The organism is Pseudomonas piscis (assembly GCF_009380155.1).
GTDB lineage: Bacteria > Pseudomonadota > Gammaproteobacteria > Pseudomonadales > Pseudomonadaceae > Aquipseudomonas > Aquipseudomonas piscis.
In genome coordinates this window covers 272,598-292,289 of sequence record NZ_WHUV01000003.1, presented here as the reverse complement: position 1 = coordinate 292,289, position 19,692 = coordinate 272,598, and the positions used below count along the sequence as shown (strand labels likewise).

16 protein-coding genes are annotated in these 19,692 nt (G+C 63.7%); 5 read left to right on the top strand and 11 right to left on the bottom strand.

Annotated features, from left to right (window positions below; translation table 11 throughout):
* Positions 1 to 95: 95 nt before the first annotated feature.
* The 5 genes from GDH07_RS18225 to treP form a co-directional block, all read right to left on the bottom strand.
* Positions 96 to 386, bottom strand: a complete 291-nt coding sequence (locus tag GDH07_RS18225) for a PTS sugar transporter subunit IIB (protein ID WP_022640671.1) — start codon at positions 384 to 386, stop codon at positions 96 to 98.
* A gap of 2 nt (positions 387 to 388) precedes the next feature.
* Positions 389 to 2,920 carry a phosphoenolpyruvate--protein phosphotransferase gene (gene ptsP / locus GDH07_RS18220; RefSeq protein ID WP_152898452.1) on the bottom strand — a complete coding sequence of 844 codons (2,532 nt, stop codon included), beginning with the start codon at positions 2,918 to 2,920 and terminating at the stop codon, positions 389 to 391.
* A gap of 60 nt (positions 2,921 to 2,980) precedes the next feature.
* The gene (locus GDH07_RS18215) at positions 2,981 to 4,204 is read right to left on the bottom strand and encodes a maltoporin (protein ID WP_152898451.1); all 1,224 of its coding nucleotides are present in this window, start codon (positions 4,202 to 4,204) and stop codon (positions 2,981 to 2,983) included.
* 120 nt (positions 4,205 to 4,324) lie between these two features.
* Positions 4,325 to 5,977: an alpha,alpha-phosphotrehalase gene (treC, locus tag GDH07_RS18210; protein ID WP_152898450.1), complete on the bottom strand. Its 1,653-nt coding sequence runs from the start codon at positions 5,975 to 5,977 to the stop codon at positions 4,325 to 4,327.
* Between the two features lie 52 nt (positions 5,978 to 6,029).
* Positions 6,030 to 7,472 (bottom strand): PTS system trehalose-specific EIIBC component, encoded by a 1,443-nt coding sequence (gene treP / locus GDH07_RS18205; protein WP_022640675.1) that lies wholly within the window; start codon positions 7,470 to 7,472, stop codon positions 6,030 to 6,032.
* A 230-nt stretch (positions 7,473 to 7,702) separates the two neighbouring features.
* Between treP and treR the strand changes: the two genes are divergently transcribed.
* The gene (gene treR / locus GDH07_RS18200; RefSeq protein WP_152898449.1) at positions 7,703 to 8,407 is read left to right on the top strand and encodes a trehalose operon repressor; all 705 of its coding nucleotides are present in this window, start codon (positions 7,703 to 7,705) and stop codon (positions 8,405 to 8,407) included.
* Positions 8,408 to 8,419: 12 nt separating this feature from the next.
* On the opposite strand, the gene GDH07_RS18195 is transcribed toward treR, so the two are convergent.
* The 6 genes from GDH07_RS18195 to GDH07_RS18170 form a co-directional block, all read right to left on the bottom strand.
* Complete coding sequence (locus GDH07_RS18195) at positions 8,420 to 8,938, bottom strand: helix-turn-helix transcriptional regulator (RefSeq protein WP_152898448.1); 519 nt, start codon at positions 8,936 to 8,938, stop codon at positions 8,420 to 8,422.
* A gap of 5 nt (positions 8,939 to 8,943) precedes the next feature.
* Positions 8,944 to 9,222, bottom strand: coding sequence for a hypothetical protein (locus GDH07_RS18190; protein WP_152898447.1), 279 nt, complete (start codon positions 9,220 to 9,222; stop codon positions 8,944 to 8,946).
* Positions 9,223 to 9,545: 323 nt separating this feature from the next.
* Positions 9,546 to 11,123: a glutamine-hydrolyzing GMP synthase gene (gene guaA, locus GDH07_RS18185; RefSeq protein WP_022640681.1), complete on the bottom strand. Its 1,578-nt coding sequence runs from the start codon at positions 11,121 to 11,123 to the stop codon at positions 9,546 to 9,548.
* A gap of 104 nt (positions 11,124 to 11,227) precedes the next feature.
* Positions 11,228 to 12,703 (bottom strand): IMP dehydrogenase, encoded by a 1,476-nt coding sequence (gene guaB / locus GDH07_RS18180; RefSeq protein ID WP_022640682.1) that lies wholly within the window; start codon positions 12,701 to 12,703, stop codon positions 11,228 to 11,230.
* Positions 12,704 to 12,865: 162 nt separating this feature from the next.
* The gene (locus GDH07_RS18175; RefSeq protein WP_152898446.1) at positions 12,866 to 13,414 is read right to left on the bottom strand and encodes a sugar ABC transporter ATPase; all 549 of its coding nucleotides are present in this window, start codon (positions 13,412 to 13,414) and stop codon (positions 12,866 to 12,868) included.
* A gap of 131 nt (positions 13,415 to 13,545) precedes the next feature.
* Positions 13,546 to 14,316, bottom strand: coding sequence for a sulfite exporter TauE/SafE family protein (locus GDH07_RS18170; protein WP_152898445.1), 771 nt, complete (start codon positions 14,314 to 14,316; stop codon positions 13,546 to 13,548).
* A gap of 102 nt (positions 14,317 to 14,418) precedes the next feature.
* On the opposite strand from GDH07_RS18170, the gene GDH07_RS18165 reads away from it, so the two are divergent.
* From GDH07_RS18165 to leuA, 4 genes are all read left to right on the top strand, one after another.
* On the top strand, positions 14,419 to 15,315 hold the full coding sequence (locus GDH07_RS18165; protein ID WP_022640685.1) for a LysR family transcriptional regulator: 897 nt from the start codon (positions 14,419 to 14,421) through the stop codon (positions 15,313 to 15,315).
* Positions 15,316 to 15,362: 47 nt separating this feature from the next.
* On the top strand, positions 15,363 to 16,742 hold the full coding sequence (gene xseA / locus GDH07_RS18160; protein WP_022640686.1) for an exodeoxyribonuclease VII large subunit: 1,380 nt from the start codon (positions 15,363 to 15,365) through the stop codon (positions 16,740 to 16,742).
* A 3-nt stretch (positions 16,743 to 16,745) separates the two neighbouring features.
* Positions 16,746 to 17,567: a M23 family metallopeptidase gene (locus tag GDH07_RS18155; RefSeq protein ID WP_022640687.1), complete on the top strand. Its 822-nt coding sequence runs from the start codon at positions 16,746 to 16,748 to the stop codon at positions 17,565 to 17,567.
* 378 nt (positions 17,568 to 17,945) lie between these two features.
* On the top strand, positions 17,946 to 19,625 hold the full coding sequence (leuA, locus tag GDH07_RS18145; protein ID WP_022640688.1) for a 2-isopropylmalate synthase: 1,680 nt from the start codon (positions 17,946 to 17,948) through the stop codon (positions 19,623 to 19,625).
* Positions 19,626 to 19,692 lie beyond the last annotated feature (67 nt).

Here is a 19,692-nt window from a genome sequence, read left to right as displayed (position 1 = left end):
CCGGGCCCGCAAAAAGGCGAATACGATACACCCGCAGTTGAGAAACAGTAAGGCCAGCGCGGCGACGGGACGCAGATGCAGGGCCGTGGCTGTGCTCAGTCGCGCAGCCCCAGCAACAGATGCACCACGCCGCCTGCCAGGGGCATCACCGCCGGCACCCCTGCCCTTTGCAGGGCAGTGCTGTCGAGCAATTGCGGGTCATGCAGCTCCAGGCGCAACCGGGTCAGGGCCAGCCATTGCTGGCTCTTGATATTGGCAGGTCCGCCCAATGCCGCCAGCGTCGGTTCATCCAGAGCATGACCGCCAGCCTTGGGCGCTTTCGGCTGGTCAGGCACCAGGTCCGGGGTCAGGGCTTTCCAGAACGCCCGCTGTAGTTTCTCGAACATCTTCAGTTCTCCAGGACCGGTGAGTGAACGGCAAACGGTTGGCGATGCAGGCATTCACGTACCTGGGCAGCATCCTCCAGATCGACGATACGCGCGGCCAGCGCCTGGCACTGGACCAGGTCCAGCTCCCGCACCCGGGCCTTGATGGCCGGGATCAGCGGCACGCTCACCGACAACTCATCCACCCCCAGGCCCAGCAACAGCGGCACCGCCAGGGTTTCAGAAGCCAGCGCACCGCACACACCGACCCACTTGCCGTGGGCATGGGCAGCCCGGACCGTGGTGGCGATCAGGCGCAGCACCGCCGGGTGGAAGCTGTCGGCCTGGCTGGCCAGCCGCGGGTGATCGCGGTCCATGGCCAGGGTGTACTGGGTCAGGTCGTTGGTGCCGATGGAGAAGAAATCCACCTCCGGGGCAAAGCGATCCGCCAGCAGCGCCGCTGACGGCACCTCGATCATGATCCCCAGCTTGGGCGATTGCGCGAGCCCCAGGGCCTGGACCTCTTGCTCCAGCAACTGGCGCGCCTGGCGCAGCTCCGCGAGCTGGCTGACCATCGGCAACATGATGTGCAAGCGGGCCTGCCCGGCACTGGCCAGGATCGCCCGGAATTGCTCCCGCAGCAGTTCCGGACGCGCCAGGCACAGGCGAATGCCGCGCAGGCCGAGAAAGGGGTTGGCCTCGCTGTCCATCGGTACATAGGCCAGGGGTTTGTCGCCGCCCACATCCAGGGTCCGCACCACCAGGTTGCGTTCGGGCCCCAGGGCCTGGGCGATGGCCTGATAGGTGGCTGCCTGTTCCTGCGGGCTCGGCGCCTGGGTACGGTCCTGGTAGAGAAACTCCGAACGCAGCAGGCCGACACCATCGCCACCCAGGCTGACGGCCTGTTCGGCCTCCGCCAGGCAGGCAATGTTGGCCGTGACCTCAAGGTGATGACCATCGAGGGTTACCGCCGGCAAGGCAGCCTGGGCCAGGTCCCGGTGCTGGCGCTGGCGTTGTTGTTCACGCTGGGTATCCAGTTGCCGCAGCAACTGCGGATCCGGGTCCCGGTGCAGTTCGCCACGATCGGCATCCAGCAGTACCGGCGTACCGTCGGCCAGTGACAGCACCTGGGGCGACAGGCCACAGAGCGCCGGCAGCCCCAGGGCTCGGGCCAGGATCGCCACATGGCTGGTGGCGCCACCGCCCACGGTGACAAAACCCAGCACCCTGGTGGTATCCAGGTTCGCGGTTTGCGAAGGGGTCAATTGCTCGGCCACCAGGATGGCCTGCTCCGGCAGGACCAGGGCCTGTTCCTGCACGCCAAGAATCAGCTCCAGTACCCGCTGGCCAACATCCGCCAGATCCACCGCACGCTCGGCCAAGAGGCTGCTGCCCAGGCTTTGGAACAGCTGGGCGGTGACCTCGATGGCGCTGTTCCAGGCAAAGGCGGCGCTCTTGCCGCTGGCGATCAGCGACTCGGCCTGCTCCAGCAGGCTCGGGTCGTCCAGCAGCTCCTGGTGCGCGCGGAAGATGTTCTGTTGCGCTTCACCCGGAGCATCGTCCCGCAACTGTTGCAGGGCACTGGCGGCCTGGCGCAGGGCCCGCGCCAGGGCTTGGCGCTCCTGCTGCGGGTTGGCTGCCTGTTCAATGATTTGCAAACGCTGCGGCACCACCTGCAGCACCTGGCCGAAGGCCGAGCCCGGTGAAGCACAGACCCCACGCAGGATGGCCCCGGGTGCAGCATCCGATACAGCAGGGGATACGGCTTTGGGCAGCGCAGCGACCTGCTCCCCACAGCCGGAGGCCAGCAGCGCCACCAGGGCCTGGATCGCCTGGTCGGCATCCGCGCCCACGGCACTGACCTGCAAGGCATCGCCCTGGACCGTCTGCAACGCCATGATCGATACCAGGGACTTGGCGTTGGCCGAGTCGGTGCGCCGGTGCAGGCAGATGTTCGCGGCAAAACCCTTGGCAGCCTGGGCCAGCAAGGCCGCCGGGCGCGCATGCAGGCCCTGGGGGTTGCCCAGGATCAGCGGCTTGGAAAACAGCGCCTCGCCCTCGGCCTCAACGTCCTCGGCAGCGCCCAGGGCTGCCGGCGCGAGCTGCAGCAGCGGCTGGCCCTGCCCCACCAGCCGGCGATCGTCCACCAGTGCGGTCACCGGCTCGCCGCTGACCACCAGCATCAGGGTCAGCAGGCTGCGAGCATGCAGGGCCAGGTAGTCGGCGTCGAACTCGATCAGCGCCTGTCCCGCCGCCACCTGCTGGCCTTCGTGGACCAGGCAGGTGAACCCCTTGCCCGCCAGGTTCACCGTGTCCAGCCCGATGTGCATCAATACCTGCTGGCCCTGCTCGCCGGTAATGCTCACAGCATGGCCACTGTGCTGCAGGTTGCTGATCACCCCGGACAGGGGCGCGCAGAGGGTCTGGGAAGTCGGGTCGATGCATACGCCGTCGCCGATCACCCGGCTGGAGAACACCGGGTCCGGCACCTGCTCCAGGGGCAGCAGCACCCCGGACAGGGGCGCGAGCAATTGCAAGGGTTGGGTTATGGCCATGACGTCACCTGCTGTTGATTCCTTGAAGTGCCGATGGAGCGCGAGCCCCGCCAGCATCGCTTATTTCCACCAGTACTCGACCTGCAAACCGACGTTCGCCCCATGTTGGGCGCTGCCGAACGCACCGCTGTCGGACAGCGCGGAGCCGGCCGCCAGTTGGTTGGCCGCACACTTGGCCGCCTCGTTCCAGCTGGCATAGGTGTAATACAGGCGCACCTCGGGACGGGCCCAGAACTCCGGTCCCTTGGGCGACCAGGTCGGCGCGAAGGTGAACTTGCTGAGCTTGCGCGTGCCCCCGGGGGCCTCCACCTGATCGTGGCCGAACTCGGCCACCAGCTTGAACTGCTCGGTGATGGCATAGGCCGGGCGCACGCCAAGGGAGATCCAGCTCTGGTCCTGGCCGTCGGGGCGAATGTCCTTCTGATAGACCGCCTCAAACTGACCGCCGAAGCGTGGGGTCAGTTGCCAGTCGAAAAACTCCACCAGGCGATAGCTCTTGTTACTGTCATCCAGGTAGGAGTTGCCGGTATAGCCCAGGCCGGTGCCCGGGCCCTCGCCGTATTGCAGGGCGAGCTTGTTCTTGCCGCCCAGGAAACCCTGTTGCACATGCTGGGTGGTGATCGCCCAGCCGTTGTGAGCGCCACGGCGATCGGGCTTTTCCAGGTAGCTCAGGCCCAGCTCCAATTCGCCGCCGGGGTTGCTCTGGAAGCCGGCGACGTTGAAGTCATGACGGGTCACGGCCTGCTTCTGGTAGAGGTTGTCCTTGCGGGAAAAGGCATAGCTGTATTTCAGATCGCCGATGCGCACGTCCTCGACCCCGCCGCCGGTGGCGCTCTGGTTCCAGTAGTAGAAGTCGGAGATATGGATGTCGTTACGCTTATAGTAACGACGCCCGGCCCACAGCGAACCGCCATTGAGGCTGGGCAGCTTCGACCACTGGGCATACATCTGCGGCATGCGCGCCGAGCCGTTCTCCCCCTGGAAGGTCAGGTTGCGGTCGTAGCGGTTGTTGAGCGATGCCATGCCATCGATGCTGAGCACCGAACCGTCCTCGAGGGTGTACAGATCCTGGCGCAGCTCCAGCTCGGCGTACTGCTCGCACTCGTTGCCCAGACGGTATTTGGATGGCGCGCCGGGAAGCTGGAAGCACGATTGCCCGCCACTGTTGACCGAAGTGCCGAGGCCACTGCGCAGGTAGCCGGCAAACTCCAGGGCCTGGGCCGGATAAGGCAAGGCCAGGCACAGGCAGGACGCCGCCAAACCGCGATTGATCGTTGTTTTCATAAGCCACCCCATTATTTTTATTGTGATATCCGGATCCGCAGGCGCCGGCAGGCCGGCGCGAGGCCCTGCGCTGGCTCCGGTACAGCGCATGCCTGGCAAACGGCAAAAGCCACCTGGCTACTAGTAGGCGTCGGCCAGGTGCAGGACGAAGGACTCATAGGGCCGCAGCAGCAACTGCCGGCTGCGCACGACATCGCCCAGGTAGTTGCTGATCAGCTGCTGCTGTTGCATACCCGGCGCGATAATCTGCGGCGGCAATTGGACCTCGCACGGCGTGCCATAGAAGTTGTTCACCACCAGCAGGCGCTCGCCCTGCCCTTCGCGCACGTAGATCCAGAGCTGTGGATGGTCGGGCAGCAATTGGCGGTAGATACCGTGCTGGATCAACGCCTGCTCACGACGCAAGGCGATCAGCCGACGATAGTGGTGCAACACCGACTGCGGGTCCTCTTGCTGCGCCTCGACATTGATCCGGTCGGCATTGGCCGCGACCTCGATCCAGGGCTCGGCGCTGCTGAAGCCGGCATTGGCCCCGGTATTCCATTGCATGGGTGTACGTCCGTTGTCCCGGGACTTCTGCTGGATCGCCGCCATGATCTGTTGCGGGTCTTCACCAGCCTCGCGCTTGAGGCGGTAGATGTTCAGGGTCTCGACGTCGCGGTATTGCTCGATGCGCTGGAAATGCGGATTGGTCATGCCCAGCTCTTCGCCCTGGTAGACGAAGGGCGTGCCCTGCAGCAGGTGCAAGGCGGTGGCCAGCATCTTCGCCGACACCACCCGATGCTCGCCGTCATCGCCGAACCGCGATACCACCCGGGGCTGGTCGTGATTGCACCAGAACAACGCGTTCCAGCCGCCGCCAGCCTGCATGCCGCACTGCCAATCGGACAAGATGCGCTTGAGTTCGAGGAAGTCGAAATCGGCCCGCAACCACTTCTGCTGGTTGGGGTAATCCACCTTCAGGTGATGGAAGTTGAAGGTCATCGACAGCTCCTTCGACTCCGGGTTCGAGTAGCGGATGCAGTGCTCCAGGCGGGTGGAAGACATCTCGCCGACATTCACCAGGTCGTGGCCGGCGAACACCTCCCGATGCATCTCCTGCAGGTACTCATGGACGTTCGGGCCGTCGGTATAGAAACGTCGGCCGTCGCTCTGGTCTTCGGGAAAATCCGCCGGCTTGGAGATCAGGTTGATCACATCCAGGCGAAAGCCGCCGACCCCCTTGTCCCGCCAGAAGCGCATCATCTTGAAGACTTCGGCGCGCACCAGGGGGTTGTCCCAGTTCAGATCGGCCTGGGTGTGATCGAACAGGTGCAGGTAGTACTGGCCGGTCTGCGCCTCGTACTCCCAGGCCGAGCCGCCGAACTTGGACTCCCAGTTGTTGGGCTCGTCGCGCCAGATGTAGAAGTCCCGGTAAGGGTTGTCCAGGCTGCTGCGGGCCTGCTGGAACCAGCTGTGCTCGATGGAGGTGTGGTTGACCACGATGTCGAGCATCAGCTTGATGCCGCGCTTGCCGGCCTCCGCGATCAACAGTTCGCAGTCGGCCATGCTGCCGTAGCTGGGATCGATGGCGTAGTAGTCGCTGATGTCATAGCCGTTGTCGCGCTGCGGCGAGCGCAGGAACGGAGTCAGCCACAGGCAGTCGACCCCCAGCCAGTGCAGGTAGTCGAGCTTGTCTACCACGCCCAGCAGGTCGCCTGTGGCCTGTCCTGAGTGGCTGTGAAAACTTTTCGGGTAGATCTGGTAGATCACCGAGCGCTGCCAGTCTTGCATGGGGGATTCCTTTGGAAAGTGCACAAGCATTCACCGCCTCCTGCCAGGCCGGTCAGGCCACTCGGTAACCGGGACGGATGATCTTCAGGCTCAAGCCGCAAGTGAGGACGAAGGGCACCACCAGGGCCACGACCATGCCAATGACGAACATCGGGATGTATTGGGGAATGATCGAGATGAATCCCGGCAGCCCGCCGACACCGATGGCCGAGGCCTGGACCTTGTTCAGCGAGAGAACGACGCTGCCCAGGGCCGAGCCGATCAGCGCGGCGTAGAACGGAAACTTGTAGCGCAGGTTGACCCCGAACATCGCCGGCTCGGTGATGCCGAAATACGCCGAGACCGCCGAGGTCGAGGCCATGCTGCGGTCCCGGGCGTTACGGCTCATGGTGAATACCGCCAGGGCGGCACTGCCCTGGGCCAGGTTGGACATGACGATCATCGGCCAGATGAAGGTGCCGCCCTGGGTAGAGATCAGTTGCAGGTCGACCGCCAGGAACATGTGGTGCATGCCGGTGATCACCAGTGGTGCATAGAGCAGGCCGAAGATCGCCCCGCCCACCATCGGCGCCAGCTCGAACAGCGTGACCACGCCCTCGGTGATCAGGATTCCCAGGTGGCGGGTCACCGGTCCGATGATCGCCAGGGCCAGCACCCCGGTGACCACGATGGTGGTGATGGGCACCACCAGCAGGGTAATGGCATTGGGCACCCTCGCCCGCAGCCACTTTTCGATCACGCTCATCACGTAGGCGGCCAGCAGGATCGGCAGGATCTGCCCCTGGTAGCCGACCTTCTCGATCTGGAACAGGCCAAGGATGTCGAAGTACGGCAGGCTCTGGCCATCCAGGCCAGCCACGGCCTTGCCGTAGTTCCAGGCGTTGAGCAGGTCCGGGTGGACCAGCATCAGGCCCAGGACGATGCCGAGGATCTCGCTGCCGCCAAAGCGCTTGGCCGCCGACCAGCCCACCAGGGCCGGCAGGAACACGAAGGAGGTATTGGCCATCAGGTTGATCAGGCTCCACAACCCGTCCAGGTCCGGATGGGCCTCAAGCAAGGTCTTGCCCTCGATGAACATGCCCTTGGCGGCCAGCAGGTTGTTCACCCCCATCAACAGCCCGGCGATGATCAGGGCCGGCAGGATCGGCATGAACACGTCGGAGAAGACCCGCACCAGGCGCTGCATGGCGTGGGCCTTCTGCGCGCCCTTGTGCTTCACATCGGCAATGGTCGAGACGGCAAGGCCGGTCTGCTCGCGCAGTGCCGCGTAGACCTTTTCCACCTCGCCGGGGCCGATCACGACCTGGAACAGGCCACCGGTGAAGAACGAGCCCTTGACCAGATCGATCTGGTTGAGCGTGGCGCTGTCGACCCGGCTCGGGTCCTTCAGGGCCAGGCGCAGGCGCGTCACGCAATGGGCCGCCTGCTCGAGGTTGTCGGCGCCACCGAGGCTGTGCAGCAACTCGCTGGCGATCGTTGAATAGTCGTGGCTCATGCTCGTTCTTCCACCTGAGATTCTTGTTATTGGCAGCACGCCGGGGAGGAAAGCTACTCGTCTGTACGAGTTAAATCAACAACTCGTACAGACGAGTTTGTTTTTTCTTCGGGTCTCCCCACCAGATCCGCTTTCCAGGCTCTCTAGAGCCTGCGTCAGGCGCATGGACAAATGCCCCGCCCAGCCCTTAAGGTGCCTGCCTTGAGCACCGTCCGGCACAGAGCCATCCCATGAGCAAATACAACCGGATCTACAGCGATCTGCTTGCCAGCATCACCACCGAACGCCTGGAACGCGGCGCCCGCCTGCCCTCGGAAGCCGAACTGATGGACAGCTACCAGGCCAGCCGCGGCACTGTGCGCAAGGCCATCGAACTGCTGCAGGAACGCGGTTTCGCGCAGAAAGTCCATGGCAAGGGCACCTTCGTGCTCTCGTCCGCTCCCATCGAGTTCCAGCTGGGTGGCATCGTCAGTTTCCAGGAAACCTATCCACGGCTGGGGGACGACGTCAGCACCGAGGTGGTGGAGTTCAGCCAGTTTCCTCTCGAAGGATCGCTGCGGGCGCACCTGCAGGCAGAAGAAGGCAGCCTGGTCACCCGGATCAAGCGGGTACGGCGCATCGACGGCAAGCGGGTGATCCTCGACATCAACCACTTCGTCGCGGAGCTGATTCCGGGGCTGGACCGGCAAATCGCCGAGCATTCGATCTACGCCTATATCGAACAGACCCTGCAACTGAACATCAGCTACGCCCAACGCACCATCGAGGCCAGCCCACGCAGCAAGGACGACCAGCAGTTGCTCGACCTGGACGGCCAGAGCCATGTGATCGTGGTCAGCAACCAGACCTTTCTCCAGGATGGCCGGCAGTTCGAGTACACCGAATCACGCCATACCCTGGACAAGTTCTACTTCTCCGACGTGGCGCGGCGCTGAGCCAGCGAGCGATCAGCCGAGCAAGGCCACAAGCTCGCAGCTCAAGGGACCGATGCGCTTCGACTCCTTGGCCGCATTCACCTGCTGCGCTACCCGCGCCACCTCGATCAGCGGATGTTCGAGGGCATAGCCGCCCTTGCTGTCGAGCCAGCTCAAGACTTCCGCCAGGTGCCACAGCGAGGAGCTGCCCTCATGGATCGCCAGGGGAAAGCTGTCGGCGTGACCAAGCATCAGCTTGCGCATGTTCTGCCGGGACACCCCGATGATTTCGGCGATTTCGCTGAGACCGACGAAATCCGGGCTGGCCTCCACCAACCGCGCTTCGGGAATGATTCGCTTGATATCACCGAGGGCGCTGAGCAACGCGACCTCGGCACTATCGGCCTCGCGAGTGAACTCCAGGGCCAGGCGCCCAGCCAGGCCGGTGCCCACCAGGACGTCGGTGCAACCCGCCGCACCGAGGCGCTCCACCAGTTGCAGCTGATCACAGCCCTCCAGCAGCAGATAGTTGAGAGTGAACAGGTATTCCATGGTGCTTACTCCTTGCGGGCTGCCGGCGCCTTGTCTCCACGCAGCTGGTTCACGGTGCAGTTATCGATCACCCGGCATAACGCCCGGGCGTGCTGGGTCGGATTCTTCGGCGTACGCCATACGCTGGTAACGCAGAACTCGCCACAGCGGCACACTTCATTGTTGTACGGGCAGTAGATCCGCCCCCAGGCATGACCACCGCCGACCTCGATGCGCCAGCCCTGCCATTCGGCGTAACGCAGGGCCATTTCAATATCCTTCTTGGGATGAGTTGCACGAGCCATCCATAGCCTCCAGTATCGCCAGCGACACAAGGTTGTCAATCGACAACCTATTACCACCCGATCAAACCCGCGCCACGAACAAACCGCAGCAAAAACAGGCGGGGGAGACCCAAGGGTAGAGAGAAGCCCAGGACAAGGGGCCGAGCATGTCTTACGTGATATTGCCGGAAGGCGAAAAAGCGCCGCATCTAAAAGTCCTGCAACACAAATGCCGATGTGCGCCAAAGGCAGTCCCCCAGAAACGACAATGGCGATCGCCCCCCAAAGGTTCCGATCGCCATTGTTTACTGCGAATGGGTCAAGTGCCGATCACTTGGCGCCGATCATTCCCACTCGATGGTGGCTGGCGGCTTGCTCGACACGTCGTAGGTGACGCGGGAGATGCCTTCGATCTCGTTGATGATCCGGCCGCTGACGGTCTCCAGCAGCTCGTATGGCAGGTGCGCCCAACGAGCGGTCATGAAGTCCACGGTCTCCACCGCGCGCAGGGCCACGACCCAGGCGTAGCGACGACCGTCACCCACGACGCCCACCGATTTCACCGGCTGGAACACCACGAATGCCTGGCTGGTCTTGTGGTACCAGTCGGCCTTGCGCAGTTCTTCGATGAAGATGTGGTCGGCGCGACGCAGGATGTCGGCGTACTCCTTCTTCACTTCGCCGAGGATACGCACGCCCAGGCCCGGGCCCGGGAACGGGTGGCGGTAGACCATGTCGTACGGCAGGCCCAGCTCCAGGCCGATCTTGCGCACTTCGTCCTTGAACAGCTCGCGCAGCGGCTCGACCAGCTTGAGGTTCATTTCCTCCGGCAGGCCGCCGACGTTGTGGTGCGACTTGATCACATGGGCCTTGCCGCTCTTGGCGCCAGCCGATTCGATCACGTCGGGGTAGATGGTGCCCTGGGCGAGGAACTGGATGTTTTCCAGCTTGCTGGCTTCGGCATCGAACACGTCGATGAAGGTGCGACCGATGATCTTGCGCTTCTTCTCCGGGTCGGCTTCACCGGCCAGGTTGTCGAGGAACTGCTTCTCGGCGTCGGCACGGATCACCTTGACGCCCATGTTCTCCTTGAACATGGCCATCACCTGGTCGCCTTCGTGCAGGCGCAGCAGGCCGTTGTCGACGAATACGCAGGTCAGCTGGTCGCCGATGGCGCGGTGCAACAGCGCGGCAACCACCGAGGAGTCGACACCGCCGGACAGGCCGAGCAGGACGTTGGCCGAGCCCACTTGTGCACGGACCTGGGCGATGGCGTCCTCGACGATGTTCGATGCAGTCCACAGGGCTTCGCAGCCGCAGATGTCCTGGACGAAGCGCGACAGGATACGACCGCCTTGCTTGGTGTGGGTCACTTCCGGGTGGAACTGCACGCCGTAGTAGCCCAGGGCGTCGTCGAACATGCCGGCGATCGGGCAGCTCGGGGTGCTGGCCAGGATGTTGAAGTTGCCCGGCATCTGGGTGACCTTGTCACCGTGGCTCATCCACACGTCCAGGCCCAGTACGCCGTCGTCGTCGACGTGGTCTTCGATACCGTCCAGCAGGCGGCTCTTGCCGACCACGTCAACGCGGGCATAACCGAATTCGCGCAGCTCGGAACCTTCGACCTTGCCGCCCATCTGTTCGGCCATGGTCTGCATGCCGTAGCAGATGCCCAGCAGCGGGACCTTCAGGTCGAATACCGCTTGCGGTGCACGTGGGCTGTTGGCTTCGTGGACCGACTCCGGGCCACCGGCCAGGATGATGCCGCGCGGATTGAATTCGCGGATCGCTTCATCGTCCATGTCGAACGGGTGCAGTTCGCAGTACACGCCGATTTCGCGCACGCGGCGGGCGATCAGCTGGGTGTACTGGGAACCGAAGTCGAGGATCAGGATGCGGTGAGCATGAATGTCGAGGGCCATGGTCAGTCTCGTCTAATTTCAGAAACGACACGGGGCTGAAAAACACAGCCCCGGTTACTAGATTCGTCGATCGCCTGCAGGCCTGGACCTGAAGGCGACCACTATCAACCTACGCGATAGTTGGGTGCTTCCTTGGTGATCTGCACGTCATGGACGTGGGATTCAGCCATGCCGGCACCGGTGATGCGTACGAACTCCGGCTTGGTGCGCATCTCGTCGATGGTTGCGCTGCCGGTGTAGCCCATGGAGGACCGCAGGCCACCCATCAGCTGGTGGATGATCGCGGCCAGTGCGCCCTTGTAGGGAACGCGACCTTCGATACCTTCCGGAACCAGCTTCTCGGCACCGGCCGAGGAGTCCTGGAAGTAGCGGTCCGAAGAGCCTTGCGCCTGTGCCATGGCACCCAGCGAGCCCATGCCGCGGTAAGCCTTGTAGGAGCGGCCCTGGAACAGTTCGACTTCACCTGGAGCCTCTTCGGTACCGGCGAACATCGAACCCATCATCACGCAGGAAGCACCGGCGACGATGGCCTTGGACAGGTCGCCGGAGAAGCGGATACCGCCGTCGGCGATCAGTGGCACGCCAGTGCCTTCCAGTGCCGCTGCGACGTTGGCGATGGCGCTGATCTGCGGCACGCCGACACCGGCAACGATACGGGTGGTGCAGATCGAGCCTGGGCCGATACCGACCTTGACCGCGTCGGCGCCAGCGTCGGCCAGGGCCTTGGCGGCGGCACCGGTGGCGATGTTGCCGCCGATCACCTGCACTTGCGGGTAGTTCTCTTTCACCCAGCGAACGCGATCGATCACGCCCTTGGAATGGCCGTGGGCGGTATCCACTACCACCACGTCGACACCGGCAGCCACCAGGGCGGCAACGCGCTCGCCGGTGTCCTTGCCGGTACCGACGGCAGCTCCGACGCGCAGGCGGCCCTGGTCGTCCTTGCTGGCCAGCGGGTAGGCCTTGGCCTTCTCGATGTCGTTGACGGTCATCATGCCCTTGAGGACGAAGGCGTCATCGACGATCAGCACGCGCTCGATGCGGTGCTTGTGCAGCAGCTCGCGAACGGCGGACTTGTCGGCGACGGCCCCATCCTTGACGGTGACCAGGCGCTCTTTAGGCGTCATCACTTCGCGGACGCTGACTTCCAGGCGGCTTTCGAAACGCACGTCACGGGAAGTCACGATGCCCACCAGGTCACCGTTGTGCAGCACCGGCACGCCGGAGATGTTGTGGGTCTTGGTCAGGTCGAGCAGGTCGCGCACGGTGGCGTCGGCTTCGATGGTGATGGGGTCCTTGACCACACCGGCCTCGAAACGCTTGACCTTGCGCACTTCGGCAGCTTGCTGCTCGATGGTCATGTTCTTGTGGATGATGCCGATGCCGCCTTCCTGAGCCATGGCGATCGCCAGACGGGCTTCAGTGACGGTGTCCATGGCGGCGGAAACCAGTGGGATATTCAGCTCGATGCCACGGGTCAAACGGGTCTTTAGACTGACTTCGTTAGGCAGTACTTCGGAATAACCGGGCACTAAGAGGATGTCGTCGAAGGTGAGGGCTTCTTGGCTGATACGCAGCATCGCGGGGGCTCCCGGGCGGGAAAATGGAAGCGCGCCATTATACTCAGACCGCCTGCCGGGCTCAATGTAAAACTCGATCTAATATCGTTGGAGTGATGGATGGAGAGCGCCTGCCATGCTAGCCGGAACCAACCCGGCCAACCGGGCGCCCCCGCCAAGAAACTACAACTCGACCTTGATCCAGCTCATCGGCTGGTCCAGCCAGTCGGCGAACTCATCGATGAAGCTTTGCTTGAACCCCGCTTCGGCCCAGTTGTTGAAGATGAAGCCCAGGTTGGAAAACCCGCATGGCTGGAGGAACAGGAAGCCGTTGATGTCGTCTTCATGGCCGCATTCGGGGCAGGTGAAGTTATCGGTGCGCCCGGGCATCCAGTCTTCCAGGCTTTCGAACAAGGCCTCGCCGATTTCCTGGCGACACTCGGCGCAACCGGCTTCTTCGAGGAAGCCCTTGGTCGGGGTATAGATGCAGCGCTTGGTGATGATCTCCAGGCCATTGACTGGCTCACCGAACGGCAGCGCCTCAGGATGCAGCACCACGTCCCGGGCGCCTGGCGCGATGGCATGCCCCATGCGGTTGCCGGTGCGCCCGCAAGTGGTCAGGGCTTCCTCGACGATATTCTTGCGTACCAGCCAGCGCACGATGGCGCGGGCCCGGGGCTCATGCACCGGCAACGTGGAGATTTTCGGGACGAGGATGCTTTGGGAATTCATGGTCCAGCCTGGAGCGTCGAGGGACAGGGAAAACGCAGCGCCGGCGAGCCGACCCCATCACCCAAGTGTAGAAGCCGGTTCGGCGACGAGCAGCGCCGAGGGCCGGCAGCTTAATCCCTGCTCCTTACAGGTCAAGCGCTCAGGTAACGGCCGATCAGGGCAATGCCACTGGCCAGTACCAGCCAGGTCACCAGCCGCACGAAGGTTTCCCGGGACAGTTTCATCGCCAAGCGCCGGCCAATCCACGACCCCAACACCATGGCCGGCAACAAGCACAGCGCCAGCAACAGCAGCGATACCTCGGCGTAGACCCCGGCCAGGGCGAACAGGCTCAGGCGTACCACGGTACTGCTGCTGATCAGCGCGCTCTGGGTCGCCCGGGCCGAGTCCTTGGGCAACCGACTGTTCAGGTAGATCGCATACAGAAAGCCACCGCTGCCGAACAAGGCACCGAACAAACCACCCACGATGCCCATGGGCACCGACCAACCGGCCGCCATCTGCGCCGGGCGGGCCTTCACCCAGAGGCTGTAGATGGCATAGGCACAAATGAATATCCCCATCAGCAGCAGCAACACATCGGACTTGAGGCTGAGCAGGAAGATCACCCCCAGGGTGCAGCCCACTGCCATGCACGGCAACAGGCGCAGCAACTCGGGCTTGGCCACGTCCTTGCGTGATGACAGGAAGCTGCCGAAGGCGGCGATGAAATCCAGCAGCACCAGCAACGGCACGATCTTCGACAAGGGCATGAACAGGATCAGGATCGGCCCGGCCACCAGCGCCGTGCCGAAACCGGCGACGCCGAACACTATGTAGGCCAGGGCAATGCCCAAGCCGATTGCCAACCAGGCACCCGGCCCGAACGCCCACTGGTTCAATCCTTCAACGAACAGACTCATTACCGCCACTTCCTCGACCTTATGTCCCACGACTTTAGCCAGAGACGAGCCTTGCGACTAATATCGTCGCAGCCGCCCACTCATCGCAAAAAGGCATGACTTGTGATTTCAACCCGTCAACTGCGCTACTTCGTGGAAATCGCCGAATGCGGCAGCTTCAGTGCTGCGGCTGAACGCCTGTTCGTCGCCCAGTCGGCCCTGAGCCGGCAGATCAAGGAGCTCGAAGGCCTGCTGCAAACCCCGTTGTTCGAGCGTACCGCTCGCCTGCCACGCTTGACCGCCGCCGGCGAGGCGTTCTTCCCCAAGGCTCGCAACCTGCTGACCGAACTGCACAAGGCCGGCGAGTTGGCGACCCAGGTCGGCCAGGGCCAGCTGGGAACCCTGCGCCTGAGCCATTCCAGCACAGTGCCCATGAGCGGGCGCCTGCTGCAGGGGCTCGGCCACTATCTGCAGCAGTGCCCCGGGGCCTCGCTGGACATCGTCAAGCTGTCTTCCGAAGCGCAGTTGGAAGAGCTGGCCGAGGGCCGCCTGGACGTGGGCCTGTTGCGCCTGCCAGTGCTGCGCCAGCGCGAAGGGGTGCAAATCATCCCGCTGTTCAGCGAACCCTTGCTGGTGGCACTGCCACCGACACATCCCCTGGCGCTCGACCCACCAGCCAAGGGGATCGACCTGGCGCAACTGCGCGACGAAGCCTTTATCTCCATTCCCCATCCCCAGCGTGGCGGCTTGAGCTACCTCTCGGCCGAGTTGTGCATGCGCCAGGGCTTCTTTCCCAAGGCGGCGCGGGTGATGTCGCGCAAGACCACCCAGTTGCAGTTGATCCAGGCCGGTTTCGGCATCGCCCTGCTGCCCGAGTCGATGCAGGATATAGCCCCGGCCAGCATCCATTTCCTGCCCTTGGCCGATAGCGATTGCCAGAGTGTCATCGCCCTCGCCTGCCGCCAGGAACCCACGCCGCTGGTGGCGCAGTTCGTCGAGCATTTTCGCGACTGTCTATAAGCGATTTGCCTTGGCCCATTGGGAAACAGCCCTTTAAACTGCGCCCCATGATTAAAGATCCCTTTGCACGACTCGGACTGGACCGCGAAGTCCTCACCGTCACCCAGCTCAACGGCCGCGCCCGGGTGCTGCTCGAGGACGTGTTCAGCAATATCTGGGTCGAGGGCGAGATCTCCAACCTCGCCCGTCCGGCTTCCGGCCACGTGTACTTCACCCTCAAGGACAGTGGCGCCCAGGTGCGCTGCGCGCTGTTCCGGCAGAACGCCGCGCGGGTACGCCAGGCGCTCAAGGACGGCCTGGCGGTCAAGGTCCGGGGCAAGGTCTCGCTGTTCGAGGGACGCGGCGACTACCAACTGATTCTCGACACCGTGGAACCAGCCGGCGACGGTGCCCTGCGTCTGGCCTTCGAGGCCTTGAAGGACAAGCTCAGCGCCGAAGGCCTGTTCAGCGCCGAGCGCAAGCGGCCGCTACCGGCCCACCCCCAACGCATCGGCATCATCAGTTCACCCACGGGGGCGGTGATTCGCGACATCATCAGTGTCTTCCGGCGCCGCGCGCCTCAAGTCTCGCTGACCTTGATCCCTACCGCAGTGCAGGGCCGCGAAGCCACGGCGCAGATCGTCCGGGCCCTGCAACTGGCCGACGCCCGGGGCTTCGACGCCTTGATCCTGGCCCGTGGCGGCGGCTCCCTGGAAGATCTCTGGTGCTTCAACGAGGAGCCGGTGGCTCGGGCTGTAGCCAACTGCGTGACACCGATCGTCAGCGCCGTCGGCCATGAAACCGACGTGTCCATCAGCGATTTCGTGGCTGATGTTCGCGCGCCCACGCCCTCGGCCGCCGCCGAGTTGCTGGCCCCGGACTCCAGCGACCTGCAACGGCGGGTCGACAGCCTGCACCGCCGCTTGGTAATGCGCATGCGCGACCGCTTGCTGCGCGAGCGCCTGCGCCTGGATGGCCTGGCCCGGCGTCTGCGCCATCCAGGCGAGCGGTTGCGCCAGCAGGCACAGCGCCTGGACGACCTGGACATGCGCCTGCGCCGGGCTTTCGAGCGCAGCCTGAATACCCGCCGCGAACGCCTGATCCGCCTGGAGACCCGCCTCGGCGCCCAGCATCCGGGACGCAACCTGGCGCTGTTGCGCCAGCGCCTGGACAGCCTCGCCGAACGCCTGCCCCGGGCCATGCGCGAAGGCCTGAAGGCCCGGCGCTTGCAACTGCACAGCCAGATGCAGACCCTACACGTGGTCAGCCCCCTGGCGACCCTGGGCCGGGGCTACAGCATTCTCCTCGACGAGCGTGGCCAGGCCATCCGCAGCGCCGCACAAACCCGCAATGGCCAGCGCCTCACCGCGCGCCTGGGCGAAGGCGAGTTGCAGGTGCGGGTCGAGGACAACCACCTGACGCCTGTCACCCTTTCCCTACTGGACTGATCCATGCCACGTTTTCTCTGCTCCCTGCTGTTGCTGTGCCTGGCCTGCAATGCCCAGGCCGATAGCTATATCACCCGCCTGTTGAACAAACCCGTGCCCGGCGGCGTAGCGGTGATCGACCTCGGCCAAGCCACCCAGGCGCCCAAGGCCAGCTACCAGGGCAAGCCGGTGCTGGTGGTCAAGGAACAGGCCAACTGGCTGGCGATCGTCGGCATTCCGCTGACGGTCAAGCCCGGGGCCCAGCAACTGACTAGCGCCAGCGGCAACCTGGGTTTCGTGGTCGGGAACAAGAAGTATCCCGAGCAGCACATCACCCTGAAGAACCAGCGCCAGGTGAATCCCAACCCGGCCGACCTGAAACGCATCGATGCCGAACTGGCCGAGCAACTGCGCGCCTACCGCAGCTTCAGCGCCAATACCCCGAGCAACCTGTTGCTGGACAAGCCGGTGAACGGGCCGCTGTCGAGCAAGTTCGGCGTGCGCCGCTTCTTCAACGGTGAGGAACGCAACCCGCATTCGGGCCTGGACTTCGCGGTGCCGGCGGGCACGCCGATCAAGACCCCGGCGGCGGGCAAGGTGATTCTCACCGGCAACTACTTCTTCAATGGCAACACGGTGTTCGTCGACCATGGCCAGGGTTTCATCAGCATGTTCTGCCACATGTCGAAGATCGACGTGAAGGTCGGCCAATCCCTGGCCCGCGGCGCAGTAGTGGGCAAGGTCGGCTCCACCGGCCGGGCCACCGGTCCGCACATGCACTGGAACGTCAGCCTGAACGACGCACGGGTCGATCCGGCGATCTTCATCGGCGCCTTCCAACCCTGATCTGCCTCGCCATAAGCGGACTACCGCCGGCCCTTTCCGGCCAAGGGCGCTTGCCCCGAGGATTGCGCAGCTCGCGAGGACTGCGCAATCCACATAAAACAAAAAACCATCAAGCAGAATAAAATCTCGTCAATTTTTGAAATTCGAGTATTCCTCTCAATTTTTTTTCGTTACTTGCCATCTCTGACCCCAATAGTTAGGGTTGAGCACATGAAAACCTCTCACACCCTCATTCAGCGTCGTCAACACCGGAGCCTCTGCCTCGTCAGCGCACGACTGCCAGGCTGAACCGCGGTGCCTCATCCCCCTGCGTCAACAATTCATTCTTGACTCACCGGCAGGCCGCCCCTTTTCGGCCCGGACCATAAGGATTTCGCCATGACCATGCTCAAAGATCCGTCCTCCAAGTACCGCGCGTTCCCGACCATCAACTTGCCGGACCGCACCTGGCCGTCGAAGACCATCACCAGCGCGCCGATCTGGTGCAGCTCGGACTTGCGCGATGGCAACCAGTCGCTGATCGAACCGATGGACGCGGTCAAGAAACTGCGTTTCTGGAAGACCCTGGTGGCGGTCGGTGTGAAGGAAATCGAAGCTTCGTTCCCTGCCGCTTCGCAAACCGACTTCGACTTCGTACGCACCCTGATCGAAGACAAGCATATTCCGGACGACACCACCATCCAGGTGCTGACCCAGGCCCGTGAAGACTTGATCGCTCGCACCTTCGAATCCTTGCGCGGGGCGAAGAAGGCGATCGTCCACCTCTACAACGCCACCAGCCCTTCTTTCCGCCGCATCGTCTTCAACCAGGACAAGGCCGGGGTGAAGGAAATCGCGGTGAATGCGGCCAAGCTGTTCGTCAAGTACGCCGCCCAGCAACCGGAAACCCAGTGGCAGTTCGAATACTCGCCGGAAACCTTCAGCGCCACCGAGCTGGAATTCGCCAAGGAAGTCTGCGATGCCGTGGTGGAAGTGTGGAACGCGACTCCAACTCATAAGGTGATCCTCAACCTGCCAGCTACCGTCGAAGTGGCAACGCCGAATATCTACGCCGACCAGATCGAGTGGTTCTGCCGCAACATCAACCGCCGTGACAGCGTGATCATCAGCCTGCACACCCACAACGACCGTGGCACCGGCGTAGCAGCTACCGAACTGGGCCTGATGGCCGGTGCCGACCGCGTCGAAGGCTGCCTGTTCGGCAACGGCGAGCGTACCGGCAACGTCGATCTGGTGACCGTGGCCCTGAACCTCTACACCCAGGGCATCGACCCCGAGCTGGACTTCTCCGACATCGACGGCGTGCGCAAAGTGGTGGAAGAGTGCAACCAGATTCCCGTGCATCCGCGCCACCCCTATGTGGGCGACCTGGTCCACACCGCCTTCTCCGGCTCCCACCAGGATGCAATCCGCAAGGGCTTCGCCCAGCAGCAAGCCGATGGCGTCTGGGAAGTACCGTACCTGCCGATCGACCCGGCCGACATCGGCCGCAGCTATGAAGCCGTGATCCGCGTCAACAGCCAGTCGGGCAAGGGCGGCATTGCCTACCTGCTGGAACAGGAGTACGGCATCAGCTTGCCGCGCCGCATGCAGATCGAGTTCAGCCAGGTGGTACAGCGGGAAACCGACCGCCTCGGCCTGGAGATGACCGCCCAGCAGATCCACGCGTTGCTGCACAGCGAGTACTTGCAGGCCAATACCCCGTACGCGCTGGTCAGCCATCGCCTGCAGGAAGAGAACGGCCACAGCTCGGTGGAGGTGGAAGTCGCGAGCAAGGGCCAGGGCGAAACCAACCTGCACTGGCGCGGCAAGGGCAACGGCGCCCTGGAGGCGCTGGTGGCCGGCCTGCCGGTACCAGTGGAAATCATGGACTACAACGAACACGCCATCGGCGCAGGCACCAACGCCAAGGCGGCGGCCTACATCGAGCTGCGGGTCAACGGTGAACGTGCGGTGCACGGCGTGGGCATCGACGAGAACATCACCACCGCCAGCTTCAAGGCCTTGTTCAGCGCCCTGAACCGCGCCCTCAGCGAACAACAGGCCCAGGCCGCCTGACCCGACAGGCACCAGGTAAAAGGCCCCGGGGAGTCGCTCTCCCCGGGGCCTTTTTGCATCTGGCCGG

Bases quoted from the DNA above. Each gene is read 5' to 3' on its own strand.
- GDH07_RS18225 (WP_022640671.1), bottom strand. From the start codon at position 386: ATGTTCGAGAAACTACAGCGGGCGTTCTGGAAAGCCCTGACCCCGGAC.
- ptsP (WP_152898452.1), bottom strand. From the start codon at position 2,920: ATGGCCATAACCCAACCCTTGCAATTGCTCGCGCCCCTGTCCGGGGTG.
- GDH07_RS18215 (WP_152898451.1), bottom strand. From the start codon at position 4,204: ATGAAAACAACGATCAATCGCGGTTTGGCGGCGTCCTGCCTGTGCCTG.
- treC (WP_152898450.1), bottom strand. From the start codon at position 5,977: ATGCAAGACTGGCAGCGCTCGGTGATCTACCAGATCTACCCGAAAAGT.
- treP (WP_022640675.1), bottom strand. From the start codon at position 7,472: ATGAGCCACGACTATTCAACGATCGCCAGCGAGTTGCTGCACAGCCTC.
- treR (WP_152898449.1), top strand. From the start codon at position 7,703: ATGAGCAAATACAACCGGATCTACAGCGATCTGCTTGCCAGCATCACC.
- GDH07_RS18195 (WP_152898448.1), bottom strand. From the start codon at position 8,938: ATGGAATACCTGTTCACTCTCAACTATCTGCTGCTGGAGGGCTGTGAT.
- GDH07_RS18190 (WP_152898447.1), bottom strand. From the start codon at position 9,222: ATGGCTCGTGCAACTCATCCCAAGAAGGATATTGAAATGGCCCTGCGT.
- guaA (WP_022640681.1), bottom strand. From the start codon at position 11,123: ATGGCCCTCGACATTCATGCTCACCGCATCCTGATCCTCGACTTCGGT.
- guaB (WP_022640682.1), bottom strand. From the start codon at position 12,703: ATGCTGCGTATCAGCCAAGAAGCCCTCACCTTCGACGACATCCTCTTA.
- GDH07_RS18175 (WP_152898446.1), bottom strand. From the start codon at position 13,414: ATGAATTCCCAAAGCATCCTCGTCCCGAAAATCTCCACGTTGCCGGTG.
- GDH07_RS18170 (WP_152898445.1), bottom strand. From the start codon at position 14,316: ATGAGTCTGTTCGTTGAAGGATTGAACCAGTGGGCGTTCGGGCCGGGT.
- xseA (WP_022640686.1), top strand. From the start codon at position 15,363: ATGATTAAAGATCCCTTTGCACGACTCGGACTGGACCGCGAAGTCCTC.
- GDH07_RS18155 (WP_022640687.1), top strand. From the start codon at position 16,746: ATGCCACGTTTTCTCTGCTCCCTGCTGTTGCTGTGCCTGGCCTGCAAT.
- leuA (WP_022640688.1), top strand. From the start codon at position 17,946: ATGACCATGCTCAAAGATCCGTCCTCCAAGTACCGCGCGTTCCCGACC.